13 protein-coding genes are annotated in these 20,096 nt (G+C 65.7%); 9 read left to right on the top strand and 4 right to left on the bottom strand.

What is annotated here, in order from left to right; all coding sequences use genetic code 11:
* Nucleotides 1-168 precede the first annotated feature (168 nt).
* Nucleotides 169-1,221 (top strand): A/G-specific adenine glycosylase, encoded by a 1,053-nt coding sequence (gene mutY / locus RTU05_RS11385; RefSeq protein WP_312598350.1) that lies wholly within the window; start codon nucleotides 169-171, stop codon nucleotides 1,219-1,221.
* A gap of 4 nt (nucleotides 1,222-1,225) precedes the next feature.
* On the opposite strand, the gene RTU05_RS11380 is transcribed toward mutY, so the two are convergent.
* The 4 genes from RTU05_RS11380 to RTU05_RS11365 form a co-directional block, all read right to left on the bottom strand.
* A complete protein-coding gene (locus tag RTU05_RS11380; protein WP_312598348.1) occupies nucleotides 1,226-3,373 on the bottom strand; it encodes an amylo-alpha-1,6-glucosidase in 2,148 nt (715 codons plus the stop codon).
* Nucleotides 3,374-3,543: 170 nt separating this feature from the next.
* Complete coding sequence (locus tag RTU05_RS11375; protein ID WP_312598346.1) at nucleotides 3,544-4,659, bottom strand: glycosyltransferase family 4 protein; 1,116 nt, start codon at nucleotides 4,657-4,659, stop codon at nucleotides 3,544-3,546.
* A 198-nt stretch (nucleotides 4,660-4,857) separates the two neighbouring features.
* Nucleotides 4,858-5,949, bottom strand: a complete 1,092-nt coding sequence (locus RTU05_RS11370; protein WP_312598344.1) for a site-specific DNA-methyltransferase — start codon at nucleotides 5,947-5,949, stop codon at nucleotides 4,858-4,860.
* Nucleotides 5,950-6,046: 97 nt separating this feature from the next.
* Nucleotides 6,047-8,134, bottom strand: a complete 2,088-nt coding sequence (locus tag RTU05_RS11365) for a catalase (RefSeq protein WP_312598342.1) — start codon at nucleotides 8,132-8,134, stop codon at nucleotides 6,047-6,049.
* A gap of 170 nt (nucleotides 8,135-8,304) precedes the next feature.
* Between RTU05_RS11365 and murC the strand changes: the two genes are divergently transcribed.
* From murC to ftsZ, 8 genes are all read left to right on the top strand, one after another.
* Nucleotides 8,305-9,717, top strand: a complete 1,413-nt coding sequence (murC, locus tag RTU05_RS11360) for a UDP-N-acetylmuramate--L-alanine ligase (RefSeq protein ID WP_312598340.1) — start codon at nucleotides 8,305-8,307, stop codon at nucleotides 9,715-9,717.
* Nucleotides 9,714-10,619, top strand: a complete 906-nt coding sequence (gene murB / locus RTU05_RS11355) for a UDP-N-acetylmuramate dehydrogenase (RefSeq protein ID WP_312598338.1) — start codon at nucleotides 9,714-9,716, stop codon at nucleotides 10,617-10,619. The genes murC and murB overlap by 4 nt, the downstream gene beginning before the upstream one ends.
* Before the next feature lie 60 nt (nucleotides 10,620-10,679).
* Nucleotides 10,680-11,960 (top strand): hypothetical protein, encoded by a 1,281-nt coding sequence (locus tag RTU05_RS11350; RefSeq protein WP_312598336.1) that lies wholly within the window; start codon nucleotides 10,680-10,682, stop codon nucleotides 11,958-11,960.
* A gap of 68 nt (nucleotides 11,961-12,028) precedes the next feature.
* Complete coding sequence (locus RTU05_RS11345) at nucleotides 12,029-12,970, top strand: D-alanine--D-alanine ligase (RefSeq protein ID WP_312598334.1); 942 nt, start codon at nucleotides 12,029-12,031, stop codon at nucleotides 12,968-12,970.
* Entirely contained in the window at nucleotides 12,958-13,845 is an 888-nt protein-coding gene (locus RTU05_RS11340; protein ID WP_312598332.1) for a cell division protein FtsQ/DivIB, read from the top strand. The genes RTU05_RS11345 and RTU05_RS11340 overlap by 13 nt, the downstream gene beginning before the upstream one ends.
* Before the next feature lie 55 nt (nucleotides 13,846-13,900).
* Entirely contained in the window at nucleotides 13,901-15,193 is a 1,293-nt protein-coding gene (gene ftsA, locus RTU05_RS11335; RefSeq protein WP_312598330.1) for a cell division protein FtsA, read from the top strand.
* Between the two features lie 225 nt (nucleotides 15,194-15,418).
* Entirely contained in the window at nucleotides 15,419-18,733 is a 3,315-nt protein-coding gene (locus tag RTU05_RS11330; protein WP_312598328.1) for a TonB-dependent receptor domain-containing protein, read from the top strand.
* 237 nt (nucleotides 18,734-18,970) lie between these two features.
* The coding region (gene ftsZ / locus RTU05_RS11325; RefSeq protein ID WP_312598326.1) for a cell division protein FtsZ at nucleotides 18,971-20,096 on the top strand (1,126 nt) is incomplete at its 3' end.

Raw genomic sequence — 20,096 nt, 5'->3', positions numbered from 1 at the left:
CGCGCCGCGCCCGAACTGGGCGTCCAGCTTCTTGATCAGCGGCGTCAGCGCCTTGCCCGCCCGGGGCGCGGGACGCGGCGCCGGGCGGGTGCGGCGGCGAGACAGAATCTCGCGAACCTCGGCGTCTGTGGGCAGGGGGCGGCGCATGGGCCTATATAGCCCGATCCCATGGCCGACGTCTCTCCCGACATCTCGTTGATCCGCACCCGGCTGCTGGCCTGGTACGACGCCCATGCGCGCAGCCTGCCGTGGCGGGCGGCGGTGGGGGCGGCGCGGACCGCGCCCTATCGTGTCTGGCTGTCGGAGGTGATGCTGCAGCAGACGACAGTGCCGCACGCCACGCCCTATTTCCACGCCTTCACCACGCGCTGGCCCACGGTTTCGGACCTCGCGGCGGCCGAGGATGCGCAGGTGATGGGGGCCTGGGCCGGGCTGGGCTACTACGCCCGCGCGCGCAACCTTTTGGCCTGCGCGCGGGCGGTGGCGGGCGAGCATGGCGGGGTCTTCCCCGACACGGAGGCGGGGCTGCTGGCCCTGCCGGGGGTGGGCGCCTATACGGCGGCCGCCGTCGCGGCCATCGCCTTTGATCGGGCGGCCAATGTGGTGGACGGCAATGTCGAGCGGGTCATGGCGCGGCTGTTCGCCGTCGAGACCCCGGTTCCGGCCGCACGCTCAGAGTTGCGGCGGCTGGCGGGTCTGTTCGTCGCCGATGAACGGCCCGGGGATTGGGCGCAGGCGCTGATGGATCTGGGGGCGACCGTCTGCCGACCCAAGTCGCCGTCGTGCGACGTCTGCCCGGTCTCGGACCAGTGCCGGGGTCTGGCGACGGGCGAGCCGACGCGGTTTCCGGTCAAGGCGAAGAAGCCGGATCGCCCGCACCGCCGGGGCGCAGCCTATGTCCTGTTCGACGATCAGGGGCGCGTGGCGGTGGAGACGCGGCCCGACAAGGGATTGTTGGGCGGAATGCTGGGCCTGCCGACCAGCGACTGGACCGCCGATCAGTCCTCCGGCCCGCCGCCCGTGACGGCCGACTGGCGCACGGCCGGGGCGGTGGAGCACGTCTTCACCCATTTCAGCCTGACCCTGACCGTGATGACGGCGCAAGGGGCGACGCCGCAGGCGACTTGGCGCTGGCTGACGGTCGAGGCGGCCCGCGCCGCCCTGCCGACCGTGTTCGCCAAGGCGCTGGATCGGGCGGGCGCGCCCGATCTCTTGGGCTGATCGGCTAGCGCAGGGTGCGGATCGCGACCTTGCCGGTCTTGTGGCGGGGGATGACGACGGCGCGGCCTTCCAGATGCTGAATGTTCAGATCGACGACGGAGGCGCCGACCTCCAGTCCGGTGATCTTCAGACGATCCAGACCGGCGGGCAGCACCGGATCGGCCAGATCGACCGTCTCGTTCCAGGCGTCGATGGACAGGCCCAACGTCGCCTGAAGCATCAGGAAGACCGAACCGGCGGCCCAGGCCTGGGGCAGGCAGGCGACCGGATAGGCGATGGGCGGCTCGCCCGGCGTGCGGGGGAAGCCGCAGAACAGTTCGGGCAGGCGCAGGTGGAAATGGGCGGCGGCGGCGTAGATCTCGGCCAGGATTTCGGCGACCGCGTCCCGCTCGCCATAGTTGGCCATGCCGGCGGCGGCCATGGCCGTGTCGTGGGGCCAGACCGAGCCGTTGTGATAGCTCATCGGATTGAAGCGGGCCTGGCCGACCTCCAGCGTGCGAATGCCCCAGCCCGTGCGGAACTCGGCCGTCAGCAGGCGTTTGCTGACGCGCCGCGCGCGTTCCAGCGACGGCAGGCCGGTGAACAGCAGATGGCCCGCGTTGGAGGCGATGGCGCGGCATTGCTGCCCGTCGCCGTCCAGGGCGACGGCGTAGAACCCCTCGTCCTCCATCCAGTATTTGTCCTCGACCAGGGCGCGGACCTGTTCGGCGCGCATCCGCCATTCGGGCGCGCGGTCGTCGTGCAGCCGCTCGCCCAGGTCGCCCAGCGCCTTCCAGGCGGCGAAGGCGTAGCCCTGGACCTCCAGCAGCGCGATCGGACCTTTGGGGAAGCGACCGTCGGCGTGGAAGATGGAGTCCTCGGAGTCCTTCCAGCCCTGGTTCGACAGGCCGGTGTCGGCGCCGCGCTGATAGTCGATCAGCCCGTCGCCGTTGCTGTCGCCATAGTCGCGCATCCAGTTGGCCGCGGCGATCAGATTGGGCCAGAGCTTGCGGACCAGGTCCAGATCGCCGGTCCGGTCGGCGTAGGCGCCGGCTAGGGCGACGAAAAGGCAGGTGGTGTCGACCCCGCCGTAATAGAGGCCGAACGGCACCTCGTGCAGCGCGCTCATCTCGCCGCCGCGCGTCTCGTGCATGATCTTGCCGGGCTGGCTGTCCTGGAACAGCGAGGTCTCGGTCGCCTGTCGGCTGGCCAGATAGGTCAGGACGCCCCTGGCCAGCGACGGGTCCAGCCACAGCATCTGCCAGGCGGCGATGATGCCGTCGCGCCCGAACGGGGTCGAGAACCATGGCGTGCCGGCGTAAGGATAGGGGCCGGTCGGCAGGTCGGTGGTCAGCAGGGCCATGTCGGCGCGCGACTGGTCCAGCCAGTCGTTGAAGCGGGGGCTGCGCGGGCCGCGCACCGAGGCGCCGCGCCGACGTTTCGCACGCATGGCCAGCCGCGCCTGGATGGCGTTCAGCCGCCAGCGTCGGTCGTCCGGGGCCTCGCAGGAATCCACGCCGCACTCGATATAGAGATCAAGGGTTCGGCCCTTGGGCAGGCTGAACATGAACTCGGCGCGCTGATGCGTCAGCCGGGCCGGAGGCTCGGAAAAGGCCAGGCAGGACAGGCGTTCGACGTCATCCAGACCGGTATAGCGGAAGGTCACCCGCCGGCCGTCGGTGGTCGGGGTGTGGATGGTCCCGCGCTTGGCCCGCGGCGTGCCGCGCACCTGAAAGATGTCGGCGAAGTCCGCGCCGAAGTCGAAGGCCAGGGGCAGCAGGATGTCCTCCACCCCGTGGTTGACCATCTGCACCCGTTCGAACATCCGACGACCCCACAGGAAGCGGCGGCGCTCGATATGCAGCACCCCGGCCGGCGCCGACCGGCCGCCCATCGGGGGCAGGGGGCGGTTGGTGGTGTGGCACGAGAAGAAGACATTGTCCTGGCTGACCCCCGACGACAGGCGCGAGGGTTTCAGAAGGCCCACGGTCATGGTCCAGCGTGAGAGAACCCGCGTGTCGTTGGCGAACAGGCCGTCGGCGCCGCCCTTCATGTCGCCCCAGCCATCGGCGACCAGGAAGGTGTCGCCGTCCTTCAGCGCCATCAACTGTTCGAGGCCCGAGGCCTCGACGGATTCGCCGGCGGTCAGTTGGGTGGAATAGGCGTCGTCCATGCGGTCTCTTCCCCGTCGTTGTGAGGCCTTGGCCGAACGTGTCACACCCGAATGCGGCGCTGAAGGGCCGCTTGGATGGTCAACTGATGAAGGCGACGGAGGGTTCACCTCCGTCGCCCATATTTTATCGCACGATCAAAGGGCGTTCGCCCGTCGGCGCCTGACGACGATCAGGCCAGGGCCGCGAAGCTGCGGTCTTCCGCCAACGGCCGCAAAGGTGTGACGACGGTATCGAGCGGCGCCTCGGCGAAGGGGCGGCGCGCCAGCAGGTCGCCGTAGACGTCCAGATAACGCCGGGCCATGGCGGTGGCCGAGAACCGCAGGTCGAACCGGGCGCGCACGGCCTCGCGATCCAGCAGATGCGCGCGACCGGCGGCGGCGATGGCCTGTTCCATCGTATCGACCAGGAAGCCGGTGGCCCCGTCCTCGATCACCTCGGGCGTCGAGCCGCAGCGGAAGGCGACGACCGGCGTGCCGCAGGCCATGGCCTCGATCATCACCAGGCCGAAAGGCTCGGGCCAGTCGATGGGGAACAGCAGGGCGTCGGCCCCGCCCAGGAAGGCCGACTTCTGATGGTCGCCGATCTCGCCGATGAACTCGATCAGGGGATTGCCCTCGACCAACGGGCGAATGGTCTCTTCCCAATAGCGTTTGTCGGCGGCGTCCACCTTGGCGGCCATCTTCAGCCGCTTGCCCAGCTTGGTGGCGATCTCGATGGCCCGGTCGGGCCGCTTCTCGGGCGAGATGCGGCCGAGGAAGGCCAGATAGCCCTCTGATTTCGGAGAGAAGATATATTGTTCGCCCGGCATGCCGTGATGCACGGTCGCCTTCCAGTTGGCGAAATTCAGGGGCTTGCGCTGATCGTCGGAGATGGAGACCAGGCCGAATTCGCTCCAGCGCGCATAGACGCCGGGCAGATCCTTCATGTCCAGCCGACCGTGCAAGGTGGTCAGGGTCTTGTCCGCGTATTTCTGGAACAGCGGGAAATGGATCATGTCGGTGTGGAAGTGGATCACATCGAAGTCTTCGGCGCGGTCCAGCACCTCGCCCAGCATGGACAGGTGCGCGGCCAGGTCGGATTTCAACGGCGCCGGATCCAGGCGGATGGCCTGATCGCGCACGGGCACCAGACGCGCCTTGGTCTGGGCGTCGGCGCTGGCGAACAGGGTGACGTCGTGGCCCAGATCGACCAGGGCGTCCGTCAGATGCGCGACCACGCGCTCAGTCCCGCCATACAGCCTGGGCGGGACGGCTTCATACAGCGGGGTGATCTGCGCGATTTTCATGAGGGTGCTCCGACACCGCAACGGCGGGCCGTGAACATCAATGTTCTCGCAACTGCGAAGTTCCGCCTTGCGCAGCGAATTTTCGCAACGGTTTCGGCAGGTTACAGTGAAGCTGCATCCCTTGTCCGTGTGCGGAATCGTACTCCGATCCGCTAAGTGCTTGATGTGACGAGCGCGACGGGGTGTCGCACCCCGCGGTCACATCGCCGCGCGCACCTCGGACCTCAGGGCGTCGATGGATTTCAGCCCCTGGTCGGTCTTGAAGCGCCAGTAGGTCCAGCCGTTGCAGGCCGGCGCATTTTCCAGCAGGGCGCCCAGCTTGTGGATCGACCCGGTCAGGGAGCCGTGGACCAGCGACCCGTCGGCGCGCACGCGCGCTTCGCGCTCGCCCTTGGGGCAATACAGACGGTCGCCGGGCTGCAGCAGGCCGGCCTCGACCAGGGCGCCGAACGGCACCTTGGGCTCGGCGCGCTTGGAGCCGGTGACGATCAAATCCTCGGCGCAGGCGGGAATGACCGAGGCGATGCGGGTCGCCGCGACATCGGCGTAGGTCTCGTCACGCTCTATGCCGATGTAGTGGCGGCCCAGACGCTTGGCGGCGGCGCCGGTGGTGCCGGTGCCGAAGAAGGGATCCAGGATCACGTCGCCGGGCCGGGTGGCCGACAGCAGGACACGATGCAGCAGGGCCTCGGGCTTTTGCGTGGGGTGGGCCTTCTTGCCGTCGGCGTCCTTGATCCGCTCTTCGCCCGTGCATAGGGCGAAGGTCCAGTCGGACCGCATCTGGGTGTCTTCGTTGAACGCCTTCAGGGCGTCGTAGTTGAAGGTGTAGCGCTTCTGATCCCGCGACTTGGCGGCCCAGATCAGGGTTTCGTGGGCGTTGGTGAAGCGGGTGCCCTTGAAGTTCGGCATCGGGTTGGACTTGCGCCAGATGATGTCGTTCAGCACCCAGAAGCCCAGGTCCTGGATCGCCGATCCCAGGCGGAAGACATTGTGATAGGAGCCGATCACCCAGATCGAACCTTCCGGCTTCAAGACGCGGCGGCATTCCGCCAGCCAGGCGCGGGTGAAGGCGTCGTATTCGGCGAAGCTGGCGAACTTGTCCCAGTCGTCATCGACCGCATCGACCTTGGAATTGTCGGGACGCAGAAGGTCGCCGCCCAGCTGAAGATTATAGGGCGGATCGGCGAAGACCATGTCGACCGAGGCGTCGGGAAGGCGCTTCAGCACCTCGATGCAGTCGCCACGGTGAATGACGTCCTTGGCGAGGACAGGGGTCTTCAGATCGGACATGGGAAAGCGGCCCCGCTACAAACAGAGCCGTCATGGTGAATCCTTGTGGTTAAGGTCGGGTAACCGGCGCGAGACGATCGCGCCGGTCACTTTCCCCTCAGGCCAGTATGCGGACCTTCGGTTCGCGATCCCATTGGCGGGTGCGGGCGGAAGGGAGAAAGTCCTTTGCGTTTTTGGACAGATCGATCACGCCCGCATCCGGCTCCACACCTGCCTTGTCGAGCAGCGGCTGGGCCTCCGGCGTATGGCCGACCGCCTTCAAATGGCCGAACGCATCCTTGACGAAATCGACCGCCGCGCCCTCCTTCATCAGCATCGCGCACCCCTCGTCGGACAGCACGACCGCCACGGCGTCGAACAGGACCGACGGACTGCCGGCCAGTTGACCATCGGCGGCTTGGGTCTTTCCGCCCTTCAGCTTGGCGCCGCCGATTTTGGGCGCGACGATGAAGACCGAGCCGCCGTCCCCCTCGACCGCAGTCCTGACCGCATCGATGACCGCGCCGTCAGAGCCGTCCGCGACCAGGATGGCGACTTTCCGGCCCTTCAGGGTTTCAGGATATTTGCCGACGATGCGAAGCGCGGGCGAGGCGTCCAGGTCGATGGGCGCGACGGCCGGTTTCGACGCCTTGGGCAGAGGCAGGCTCAGACCGTCCGCCACGCGCCGGGCCAAAGATTCATCGACATTCTGCAGATTGGCCAGAATGCGCTCGCGCACGTGGGGCAGGGACACCTTGGACAGTTCGAACACGATGGCGCTGGCCAGGTGGGCCTGTTCGATCTCGGTCTGGGAGCGGAAGAACAGCCGCGCCTGGCTGTAGTGGTCGGCGAAGGTATCGGCGCGCAGGCGGACCTTTTCGCCCTCGACCGGAACGGGGGCGGTGCGGAAGCCGCTCTTGGGATCTTCGCGCGGACCGCCGTCCTCGCCGGCCTGGGCCAGACTGTTGGGCTCATAGTTGGCGCGGCCCTTGGGCGCCGCCATCTGCATATGGCCGTCGCGCTGGAAGTTCTGGAAAGGGCAGCCCTTGGCCTGGTTGATCGGGATCTGGTGGAAGTTGACCGTGCCCAGCCGCGACAGCTGGGTGTCCTGATAGGAGAACAGCCGCCCCTGCAGCAGCGGGTCTTCCGAGAAGTCGATGCCCGGCACGATATTGGTCGGTAGGAAGGCGGCCTGTTCGGTTTCGGCGAAGAAGTTGTCGGGGTTGCGGTCCAGGACCATGCGGCCGATCACCCGGATCGGGTGATCCTCTTCCGGGACCAGTTTGGTGGCGTCCAGAATGTCGAAGGGCAGGGCGTCGGCCTGTTCCTGGGTGAACAGCTGCACGCCGAACTCCCATTCGGGGAAGTCGCCTTGGTCGATGGCCTCATACAGGTCGCGGCGGTGATAGTCGGGATCGGCGCCGGCGATCTTGACCGCCTCGTCCCAGCAGGTCGATTGCGTCCCCAGCTTGGGCCGCCAGTGGAATTTGACGAAGGTCGGCGTGCCCTGGGCGTTGATCAGGCGGAAGGTGTTGACGCCGAAGCCCTCCATCATCCGCAGGCTGCGCGGGATGCCTCGATCCGACATGGCCCACATGACCATATGGGTGCTTTCCGGCATCAGGCCGATGAAGTCCCAGAAGGTGTCGTGGGCGCTGGCCGCCTGTGGATAGCCCCTGTCCGCCTCCATCTTCACCGAATGGATCAGGTCCGGGAATTTGATCGCGTCCTGAATGAAGAAGACCGGGATGTTGTTGCCGACCAAATCCCAGTTGCCTTCGGTCGTATAGAACTTCACCGCGAAGCCGCGCACGTCGCGCGGCGTATCCACCGAACCGGCCCCGCCCGCGACGGTCGAGAAGCGGGTGAACAGTTCGGTCTTCTTGCCGACCTCCGTCAGGATCTTGGCGGTGGTGAAGTCCGACAGGCTGTCGGTCAGTTCAAAGAAGCCGTGGGCGGCCGAACCGCGCGCATGGACGATCCGCTCGGGGATGCGTTCATGGTCGAAATGCTGGATCTTTTCGCGAAGGATGAAGTCCTCAAGCAGGGTCGAGCCGCGCGGCCCGGCCTTCAGCGAGTTCTGATTGTCGCTGATCGGCGCGCCGTGATTGGTGGTGGTGCGGGTCTCGGGCGTGGCGGCGGTCTGGTGCAGTTCGCCGCCGTCGCCCAGCGTGGACGTGGGCGCGCGCGCAGGGGTCTTGGTCATCTGAAAACCTTTTGGGAAGCCGGCGACCACGGGGCGTGGCGCGCATCACCCTGCTAACGCCATGGGTTTGGGATGGTTCTGTGCGAGAGCGCACAGGCCGCCCGCAGAAAAGTTCGCTCCGCGCGCGGCGCACCCTTCGCAGGACGCGAGGCGGCGTTTATGACGCGACGATGATTGCACGCCTTCGCCCCGTTCCGTTCGACCTCGGTCCCGTCCACTTCGTCGGCATAGGCGGCATCGGCATGAGCGGCATCGCCGAGATCATGCTGAAGATCGGCTATTCGGTTCAGGGTTCCGACGCCAAGGCCAGCGCCAACACCGAACGGCTGGAACAACTGGGCGCCAGGATATTCATCGGCCACGACGCCGCCCATGTGGGCGAGGGCGTCTCTGCGGTGGTCTATTCCACGGCGGTCAAGGCCGAAAATCCCGAGATGAAGGCCGCGCTCGCGCGCCGCATCCCGTTGGTGCGGCGGGCCGAGATGCTGGCCGAGCTGATGCGGCTGCAGTTCTCCATCGCGGTCGGCGGCACCCACGGCAAGACGACGACGACCTCGATGGTGGCGACCCTTCTGGACGCGGCCGGCCTGGACCCCACGGTGGTCAACGGCGGCATCATCAACGCCTATGGCACCAACGCCAAGGTCGGCGACGGCGACTGGATCGTGGTCGAGGCCGATGAATCGGACGGCAGCTTCCTGCGCCTGAAGTCGACGGTGGCGGTGGTCACCAATATCGACCCGGAACATCTGGACCACTACGGCGACTTCGACGCGGTGCGGAAAGCGTTCGTGGACTTCGTGGAGAACATTCCCTTTTACGGGTTTGCCGCCGTCTGCCTGGACCACCCCGAGGTGCAGAAACTGGTCGCCTCCATCGATAACCGGCGGCTCGTGACCTATGGCACGAACCCCCAGGCCATGGTGCGGGCCGACAACTGTCAGATGGGCCCTGACGGCGCGCGCTTCGATGTAGTGATCCAGAATGGCGAGACGCACCGGATCGAAGGACTGCACCTGCCCATGGCCGGCTGGCACAATGTCTCCAACGCCCTGGCCGCCATCGCCGTGGCGCGCGAGCTGGACGTCTCGGACGAGGCGATCCGCACCGGCCTGGCCGGGTTCGGCGGGGTCAAGCGCCGCTTCACCACCACCGGCGTCGTCGGCGGCGTGCGGATCGTGGACGACTATGGCCACCATCCGGTCGAGATCGCCGCCGTGCTGAAGGCCGCGCGTCAGGTGGCCGAGGGGCGTGTGATCGCCGTGGTCCAGCCGCATCGCTACACCCGTCTGCGCGACCTGATGGACGAGTTCTCGACCAGCTTCTCGGACGCCGACAGCGTGATCGTCGCCGACGTCTATCCGGCCGGCGAACAGCCGATCGAGGGGGTGGACAAACACGCTCTGGCCGAGGGCGTGCGTCGATACGGCCACCGTCATGTCCAGGCGCTGGAGAACGCCGCCGTTCTGCCGCGCCTTGTCAAGGAAGAGACCAAGGCGGGCGATGTGGTCGTCCTGTTGGGCGCCGGCGACATCACCAGCTGGGCCTACGCCTTGCCGGCGCAACTGGAGGTGTTGTCGTGATCGCTTTGCCCCAAGTCCGCGGCAAGCTGTTGCGGGATGAGCCTTTGGCCCCCTACACCTGGTTCCGTGTCGGCGGAGCGGCCGAGGCGCTGTTCATTCCGGCGGACGCCGACGATCTGGCGGATTTTCTTAAGGCGCTGGACCCGGCCGTTCCGGTGACGGTGCTGGGCGTCGGCTCCAACGTCATCGTGCGCGACGGGGGGGTCGAGGGGGTGGTGATCCGGCTGGCCGGCCGCGCCTGGGGGCAGGTGACGACAGACGGCCTGACGATCACGGCCGGCGCCGGGGCGCTGGACGCCATGGTGGCGCGCGCGGCGGCCAAGGCGGGAATCGCCGGGCTGGAGTTCTATGCCGGCATTCCCGGCGCGGTCGGCGGCGCCCTGACCATGAATGCGGGCTGTTACGGCGCGGAGACCAAGGACGTGCTGGTCTCGGCCTGGGGCCTGAACCGTCAGGGCCAGCGGGTCGACTACGCCCTGGCCGACTTCGGCTATACTTATCGCCATTCCCAGGCGCCCGCCGACATCATCTGGGTCGAGGCGACCTATCGTGGAACGGCCGATGCGCCCGACGCCGTGGCGGCCCGGATGGCCGAGATCACCAGCCGCCGCGAAACCACCCAGCCGATCCGCGAAAAGACCGGCGGCTCAACCTTCAAGAACCCGCCTGGCCATTCGTCTTGGAAGCTGGTGGACGAGGCCGGCTGGCGCGGCCGGCTGCACGCCGTGACCGGCGGCGGCGCCAGGTTCAGCGAGCTGCACTCCAACTTCATGATCAACCCCGGCGAGGCCACCGCCGCCGACATCGAAGGTCTGGGCGAGGCCGTCCGCGCCGACGTGCTGCAGAAGACCGGCGTACAACTGGACTGGGAGATCAAACGGATCGGGCGCGCGCTGTCGTAAATCCAAGGTTGCGCGCCCAAACGCCGCGTTCTAGAGGCGGATTCTCGGGGGAGAATCCAGATGAAGCGTATCGCAATCGCAGCCGGCCTGTTGATCATGGCCGCAGAGCCTGTGCAGGCCCAGATCGTCACGCGCGCGGCCGCGACGGGGGCTGAGCGCATCGACCTGACGCGGTCCAGCGCGGGATACACCTACTTCAACCGCGCGGGCGCCGATCTGGCCCAGCATGACGAGGCCCTGCGCGCCTGCATGGTCGAGGCGGGGCGGATGCGCCAGCCGGACGACAACGGCGCCGCCGGCGCGGCGGCCGCAGGCGGTCTGTTGGGCGCGCTGGTGGTCGGCGTCATCCAGGGCGCGGTGAACGGCATGCAGGAGCGCCGGGGCGTCGCCGCCAATATGGAGAACTGCATGGTCGTGGACGGCTGGCGCGTGGTGCGGCTGGACGAGACCGAGGGCAAGACGCTGGATGCGATGGAGCAGCCCGCCCTTCACGACGCCCTGACCGATCGCGTGGGCGCCGCCACCCCGGCCGGCCAGGTCGTTCGCGTTTACGGCAATGACGCCGTTCGCGGCGATACGGTGGTGATCGGTCGCGCGGGCGATCTGGACAAGGTGTCCTTGAGCCTGCAGGCATTGCCGCCGTCCGACGCTGCGCCCGCGCCGTCGCGCCGAGGCCCCCAGGCGCCGCGCACCGCCCGTCCGCCCCGCGCCCTGAAACCGGAAGAGGTTGCGATCAAACCGGGCGACGCCCTGGTGACGGTGCGTCTGACCGGGATGGCCGAACAGGGTGGACGAACCCTGATCTTCACCCGCCAGGGACCGGCGCCGGATATCCAGCCGTGGGAGAACGACGGCCGCCCGGCGCTGTTCGCCGTCGCCCTGCCGACGCGCGGCGCGGCCCGTGGCGACCGCACCCGCGCCGTGACCCAGACCTTCGCCGTTCCGCCCGGTCGCTGGCGGCTGAGCGCGATCAACATGGGCCAGCACATCACCCATTTCTGCCTGGGCGCATCCGGGTTCGAGGCGCGGGAGGGGGAGGCGGTCTATGCCGGGGCGTTCGACCTGTCGGGCGAGCAGATGCGTCCCGACATGAGCCTGCGCGACGACCTGTTCGCGCCCACGTCGCCCGCCGCCGTCGCCGGCCTGCGCCACCGCGCCGCCGACTGGACCTATGGCGACCGGCAGACGTGCGAAGGCGCCTATCTCTATGCGCTGGACCTGCGCCCTGCCGCTCCGGCGACGCCGCTGATCGAGGTGGCGCCGTCGCCTTCCACGCAAGCCGTCGCGGTCGAGGAGGTGAAACCGGCGCCGGAAACAGTCGCCACGTCCACACTTCAATGATCTCATGAGGGTTTGGTTGACGGGCTGTTAACGACCTGCGCGGCATCCAGACGGTTCTGGAGCCGCCCATGACCCGCCCCTTCCAATCTCTTCACGTCGCCGTCCTGATGGGCGGTCTGTCCGCCGAGCGCGAGGTGTCGCTGTCGTCGGGGGAGCAGTGCGCCCAGGCGCTGGAACGCCAGGGCGTGCGTGTCAGCCGCGTGGACGCCGGGCGCGACCTGGCCAATGTGCTGTCCGGCCTGATCAAGCCCGACGTGGTGCTGAACTGTCTGCACGGCGCCTGGGGCGAGGACGGCTGCGTCCAGGGCGTGCTGGAGACGCTGCGAATTCCCTATACCCATTCCGGCGTGCTGGCCTCGGCCCTGGCCATGGACAAGGACAAGTCCAAGGCCGTGCTGCGGATGGCGGGCGTCAAGGTGCCGGGCGGGGGCCTTTATAATCGCCACGAGGTCGCCAGCCGCCACGTCATCGATCCGCCCTATGTGGTCAAGCCGAACGCCGAGGGATCTTCCGTCGGGGTCTTCCTGGTGCGCGAGGGGGCGAACCGCCCTGTTGCCGAGGTGGGCGAGCCCGACTGGGCCTATGGCGAGCAGGTGGTGGTCGAACCCTATATTCCGGGCAAGGAGTTGTGCGTGACCGTCTTGGGCGATGCTGGCGGTCCGCGCGCCCTGACCGTCACCGACATCACCCCGACCAAGGGGTTCTACGACTACGAGGCCAAATATGCGCCGGGCGGGTCGGTCCACGTCCTGCCGGCCGTCCTGCCGCCCCATGTCTTCGAGACGGCCCTGCGCCAGGCCGAACTGGCCCACACGGCCATGGGTTGCCGGGGCGTGTCCCGGTCCGACTTCCGTTATGACGATGTTAAGGACGATCTGGTCCTGTTGGAGGTCAATACTCAGCCCGGCATGACCCGGACCTCGCTCGCGCCCGAGCAGGCGGCCTATGCCGGAATGACCTATGACGATCTGGTTCGGTGGATGGTGGAGGACGCCTCATGCCCGCGGTAGTTCGCGGCGGTCGGCGACAGGGTTCGGGCCAGGCGCCAGGACGCGGCGCGGCGCCCAGGAACGGCGGGCGCACGCGCGGCGGCGCCCAGAACGCCTCGGCCATTCCGGGCAAGATGGCCGCCATCGGCCGTGTCGATATCTCGCCTCGCACCGCGATCATCGCCCTGGGCGCCGGCGCCCTTTTGCTGGTCGGGGTGCTGGCGACCGGCGCGCGGGCCGAACGGATCGGCGCGTCCGTTTCGCATGGCGTCGACAATCTGACCTCCGGCATGGGGCTGACGCTGAAGCGGGTGCATGTCACCGGCGCCTCGGCGGAGGCCGAGCCGGCCATTCGGCAGGCGCTGGGGCTGTATTCCGGCCAGCCGATCACCAGCCTGAAGCTGGACGCCATCCGCGACCGCGTGCAGGGCGTGGGCTGGGTCAAGTCGGCGCGGGTCGTGCGCCTGCTGCCCGACACCCTGATCGTCGAGGTCAAGGAGCATGACCGCCTGGCCGTCTGGCAAGAGGCAGGACAGATCAAGGTCATCGACGCGCGGGGTCAGGTGATTACGGGCGCCGACGCGCGCCGCTATCCGACGCTGCCTCTGGTGGTGGGCAAGGGCGCCGATGTGGCGGCGGGCGAGATCCTGCCGCTTCTGGCCCAGCGTCCGCGCCTGATGAACAAGATCGACGCTTTGGTCCGCGTGGATGAGCGGCGCTGGGATCTGCGGCTCAAGGACGGCAGCCTGATCCAGCTGCCCGCCACCGAACAGGAGGCGGCCCTGATCCGCCTCGATGCGCTGGATCAGCGCGAACGCCTGCTCGACCTGGGTTTCGCCCGCGTCGATCTCAGAACCCCGGACGAGGTCGCCGTGCGACCGACCGGCGACGCTTAAGGACCAGGACCAGATGTCGGGAAAGCCGCGCGCAGCCAATGATCAGGGTCGGGGCATGGACCCCCGCGCCGGACGCGCGCCCGTTATCGCCGCTTTGGATATCGGTCAGTCCAAGGTCTCATGCTTCATCATGAAGCCCGACGGCGTGCGTCACGCCGACCGCACCATCCGTGTCGCGGGCGCCAGCCACGTCCAGTCCAGGGGCGTCAGGGGCGGGGCCATCATCAACATGGACGAGGCCGCACAGGCCATCGGCCACGCCGTCGAACGCGCCGAACGCGCGGCCCAGAGCCCCGTCTCTGGCGTCGTCGTCACCACCGCCATCGGCCAGATGGCCAGCCACCGGGTCCAGGCTCGCGTTTCGCTCGGCGCCAATCCGGTCGGAGACGCCGACCTGGCGCGCGCCATCGGCATGGCCCTGGCCCAGATCCGCCTGCCCAACCGCCGCCCGATCCACGTCCTGCCCATCGCCTGGTCGGTGGACGGCGCGCGGGGCGTGCACGATCCGCGTTCGATGCGGGGCGGCTCGCTGGGCCTGGACCTGCTGGTCGTCTCCATGGCCGAGAACGTCTTCACGACCCTGAGCCATTGCCTGGAACTGGCGCACCTGGACCTGCAGGGTGTCGCCGCCGCCCCCGTCGTTTCGTCTCTCGCCGCGCTGGAAGAGGACGAGATGGACCTGGGCGCCGTCTGCATCGACATGGGCGGCGGTTCGACCAGCGCCGCCGTCTGGGGCGGCCGGTCCCTGCTGCATATCGAAAGCCTGAACGTCGGCGGCGACCACGTCACCTCCGACATCGCGCGCGGCCTGTCGACGTCCAAGGTCGGGGCCGAACGCCTGAAGACCCTGCACGGCTCGGCCATGGCCAGCGCCAACGAAGATCGCGAGATGCTGGAGGCCCCGCCTCGCGGCGAGGACGCCTCCGCAGGCCCCGTCATCGTGCCCCGCGCCATGCTCAAGACCGTAATCGCCCCGCGCGTCGAGGAAACCCTCGAACTGCTCCGTGATCGTCTGAAAAATGCAGGCGTCGGCCTGGAGCCCGGCGCCGGCCTGGTTCTGACCGGCGGCGCAAGCCAGCTGAACGGCGTGCGCGAACTGGCCGTGCGCGTGTTCGACCGCCCCGTCCGCCTCGGAAAACCCCAACGAGCGCCACATTTGGCCGACGCCGCCTCCGGCCCCGCCTTCTGCGCCACCGCCGGCGTCCTCCTCCGCGCCGCCTACGGCCCGCGAGAAGCGGTGTCGGCAAGGAAGCTGATGGCGAGGCAGATCACGGCTGCGGACGCGCCTAGAATCCACCGTGGGAATATGGTGGGGCGCGTGGCGGGGTGGTTGCGGGACAATCTTTAAGGTCTCGGACTTCCTGAATCGGACGCATTTCGACGCCTTAACGACCAACTCCGGCTGAACGGGGGCTTAAATAACTGTGTCTTGGCTGTAACATTAATGACTTCTGCCGGCCCGATTTGGGACACAATGGTTGCTTCAGAGCCATAGTTCGCTACACGGACGAGTTTGACGCCGTCGAAATTTCCGACTCGGCGGGTCGAGTTTTTGAATTTAGTGGGGCTATCCATGATGAAGCTGAAGCGTAACTATTTATTCGGGTCGACGATCCTGGCAGGGGTCGTGGCCATGTCGGCTCCAGCATGGGCTCAGGCTCAGCAATCGGGTGTTGAGGCTACCCAAGTCGATGAAATCGTTGTTACCGGTTCGCGCATCCGTCGTGATCCCACTACGGCTCCTACGCCGTTGATTCAGGTGACTCGTGAGACGGTGCTCACGACCGGTCAGAACACGGTGATCGACTATCTCGCGACGATTCCTGCTCTGGCAAACTCGCTAGTGCCTTCTAGCACGACCGGTAGCACGCTTGGCGCCGGTGGCTTGTCCTTTGCAAACCTTCGAGCGCTCGGTTCTGGCCGCACGTTGACCTTGGTCGATGGTCGGCGTCACGTCGGATCGGATGGTGGCAACCTTGCTGTGGACATCGATACGATCCCTCGCCTTCTGATCCAAAACATCGAGATCGTTACGGGGGGGGCCTCTTCTGTATACGGTGCTGATGCGGTTTCAGGCGTTCTGAACTTCATTATGCGGACGGATTTCGAGGGGTTGGAAGTTGACGCCAACTATGGCGAGAAGAACCAAGATGGTCAGGCCAACAAGCGGATCTCGGCTCTCATTGGCCAAAACTTCTTCGATGATAGGCTGAACGTCTATGCTTTTGGTGAGTACGAAGAGCTGGACGAAGTTCGGACAAACCAAATCGATTGGTTGGCGCGGTCTCAAACGCTGGTATCGACCGATACTGATCCTGTTGCAGCTCCCTACGACGGCATTACCGACACGACGCTTTTCAGCAATTTGAGGACGATGCAGCGTTTGCGCTGGGGCATCGTTAATCTTGCGAACAATCAGCCGGCGAGCGCGCTGAATAATCCCAATGTTCCGTTCAATAACTGCGGAACCGTTGGTGGTGTGCCATCGTCTGCAAACTATACCAATACAAACTGCACCGCTCTTAATCCGGGTTATTCCTACGTTTTCGATGGCGCGACGGCGCGCTTGGCGAATTTCGGTGAGAGAGTCGGCACCGGTCTTCAGCGCGTGTTGAACATTGGGGGAGACGGCGAGCTGGCGTCCGAATACGGCCAATATTCGCAAGTGCCGCGCTCGGAATCGCAGCGTTATCAGGTGGGCGGTAACTTCAAGGTTACGTCCAACATCAATGCCCATGCCGAAGTCAAGTATGTGACTGAGGAAACCTACTTCGAAGGTCAGCCGACGTTCTTTGATATCTTTATCTCTGATCGCTATGGCGACCGGATAGTTTCGCCAATCCGTAGCGGAAGCGCATACGATATCCGCCTTAGCGATAACGCCTATATGCCGGACAATCTGAAGGCGGCGATCCTCGCCAACCGGATCAACATCTATAGTCAACCGACAGCCACGCAGCCTGGTCAACTCATCGGCACCGCAGCGGCGCCTTATGCACGGTCGGCATTGCGTGGTCCGGATCGCAATCAAACCAACACTCGTGATCTGTGGCGGGGCGTGATTTCGTTCGATGGTAATCACGATCAAATCGGCTTTGTGAAGAATGTGTCTTGGGACGTGGGCTACACCTACGGTCAGGTCGAGGTCGCGAATCGTGAAACGGGCGTTGACGTTGAGCGGATGGCGTTTGCCTCTGACGCGATCCGCAACTCTGCTGGACAAATCGTCTGTCGCGTGCAGAACCTTCAAGCCACTGCGACGCCTACGACCGTAATCGCGGATGCAGTCCGGGGCGGCGATTTGCGCGACACGGCTGCTGGCCGGGCGGCGATCAACGATTGCAAGCCTCTCAATGTTTTCGGCGCTGGTAACCAAAGCGCGGAGGCGCTGAATTATCTTTATGCTCAAGTCGGAGTGACTGAACGAAACGAACAGGAGCAGGGTCTCGCTACCGTTTCAGGCCAGCTTTGGGATTTCTGGGGCGCTGGCCCCTTGGGCCTGGCGTTGGGCTATGAGCATCGCCGGGAGATGTATGAGGCGACTGGACGTGACCGTGAGACCGCGGGTCGTCTATTGTTCCTGAATACCGGTGCAGATCGATCTCCTGTCCAGTACAAGAGCGACGAAGTTTTTGCGGAACTTTCTGTACCACTCTTCCGGGACTCGGTTCTGGGTGAGTATGCCGAGTTGAGCGGGTCTTACCGCTACTTCGACTACACCACGACAGGAACGGGTGATGTTTACGGCGTTAACTTTGTATATCGTCCGATTCAGGATATCGCCTTCAAGACGTCGTACAACACTTCTCTTCGTGTCCCGAACCTGAGTGAGAATTTCAGCGCCTACAGCGCGACCTATTCCTTCTTCGGCTCGGACGATCCCTGCACCACGGTTAACATCAACGCGGCTGCAAACGTTCAGTATCGGGACAACCGTATCAAGAACTGCACCGCGCTCGCGGCGTTGCAAGGTTTGACGTTCGACTTCGCAGGCGCAACTCCCATCACCACGGATGATTTTGGTCCGGCTTACGGCACCGGTTCCATTGAGGGCGTATCTGGCGGAAACCCCAATCTGAAGCCTGAAGAATCGAGCAGCTTCACCTTCTCGACGGTTTTGAAGCCTCGCTTCATTCCTAACTTCAGCTTGGTGCTCGACTACTACGAGATCGAGATCAAGGACGTGATTGCAACGGTGACGCCGCAGGTCGCCGCCCAGAACTGCGTCAATGGACCGAGCCTTAATGCGGATGCTTGCGCCACCATCTTCCGCAACAATCCGAATGTGCCGTTCGGCGTCGGCGCACCTGCTGGTACTCCCTTGGGGGGCTACATTTCGAGTTCGCTAAACTATGCCAAGCGCACTACACGCGGACTTGATTTTGATGCGCGCTATAGCTTCGACACGGACGAACTGTTCGGACGTAACTGGGGTCGCGTTGATTACAGCATCCGAGGAACATGGCTTATTGAGCAAAAGAACTTTAACAATGCTCAGAATCCGTTTGATTATACGGGCCTAGACTCGACTTTGACGGGCGGTGTCGCTTACCCGAGAACTCGTTTCACGTCGTCGCTCACTTACTCGCCGGATGATCGCTGGAGCATCAACTGGTCGGTAGACTGGCAGACTGCTGTGGATATCGTCCAGGCGCGTACCTTCGTTAACAACGCTGACAGCCGTCTTACCAAATACATGGACACGGGCAACTTCGCTCGTCATGACTTCACCGTTCGATATAAGGTGCGCGACGACCTGACCTTGCGCGCTGGTGTTGTTAACGCGTTCGACGCTGAGCAGGCTCCGTGGTTGGGATATACGCTGTATCCGAACTACGATCCGTACGGGACCCGTTACTTCTTCGGCATCAACTACCGTCCTTGGTGACACGGCCGATTAACGATTGAGGAAAGGGCGGTCCTTCGGGGCCGCCCTTTATCTTTTGTGCAAGGAAAACTGCGGCCAAGCTTTTTGATGGGGGTGGCGTTCGGCTCGACTCACATTATCGCCGTAACCTTCTCTTAACCTTCGTGGGCGCAATCCTTAACGCGCTCATAACCAAAGCGATTCGGCGGGGCGGTCGGTTGGTTGGAAGGGGCGGGTCAGCAGGTCGGAAACACGAAAATGTCGCTCTCATTGGTCAAGCCGCAACACACTGAACTGAAGCCCCGCATCGTCGTGTTCGGCGTCGGCGGGGCCGGCGGGAACGCCGTCAACAACATGATCGACGCCGGTCTTGAGGGCGTCGAGTTCGTCGTGGCCAACACCGACGCGCAGCACCTCAGCTTCGCCAAGACGGATCGCCGCATCCAACTGGGCGAGACCATCACCCAAGGCCTGGGCGCCGGCGCCCACCCCGAAGTCGGCATGAACGCCGCCGAGGAATCCGCCGACGAGATCCATCAGCACCTGGAAGGTGCGCACATGGTCTTCATCACCTGCGGCATGGGCGGCGGTACCGGCACGGGCGCGGCCCCCGTCATCGCCAAATGTGCGCGCGATCGCGGCATCCTGACCGTCGGCGTCGTGACCAAGCCCTTCACCTTCGAGGGCCGTCACCGGATGCGCCTGGCTGATGCGGGCGTCGCCGAACTGCAACGCTATGTCGACACCCTGATCGTCATTCCGAACCAAAACCTGTTCCGCGTCGCCAACGAGCGCACCACCTTCGCCGACGCCTTCGGCATGGCCGACCAGGTGCTGCACTCGGGCGTGCGTTCGATCACCGACCTGATGATCCTGCCCGGCCTGATCAACCTGGACTTCGCCGACGTGCGCGCCGTCATGTCCGAAATGGGCAAGGCGATGATGGGCACGGGCGAGGCGACCGGCGACGACCGCGCCCTGCTGGCCGCCCAGAACGCCATCGCCAACCCCTTGCTGGACGAAACCAGCCTGAAGGGCGCCAAGGCCGTGCTGGTCAATATCACCGGCGGTTTGGACATGACCCTGCTGGAAGTCGACGAGGCCGCCAACGCGATCTCGGCCGAGGTGGACGGAGACGCCAACATCATCTTCGGCGCGGCCTTCGACCCCGCTCTGGACGGCAAGATCCGCGTCTCGGTGGTCGCCACCGGCATGGACGAGGGCGAGGTGCGCCGCATCGAGCCGATCGCGCCGCAAGCCTCGACCTCCGCCCCCCTGGCCAGCCATGAGGCGCGTCGTTCGGCAGGCGGCCAATACGGCGCCCAGATGTCGCGCGCGCCCGAGCCGACGCGCGAAACCTATCGCGAGCCGGTCCGCGCCGAGG

Source organism: Brevundimonas sp. (assembly GCF_032017145.1).
In the GTDB taxonomy this organism is placed as follows: domain Bacteria; phylum Pseudomonadota; class Alphaproteobacteria; order Caulobacterales; family Caulobacteraceae; genus Brevundimonas.
This window is presented reverse-complemented; position numbering and strand designations above follow the sequence as displayed.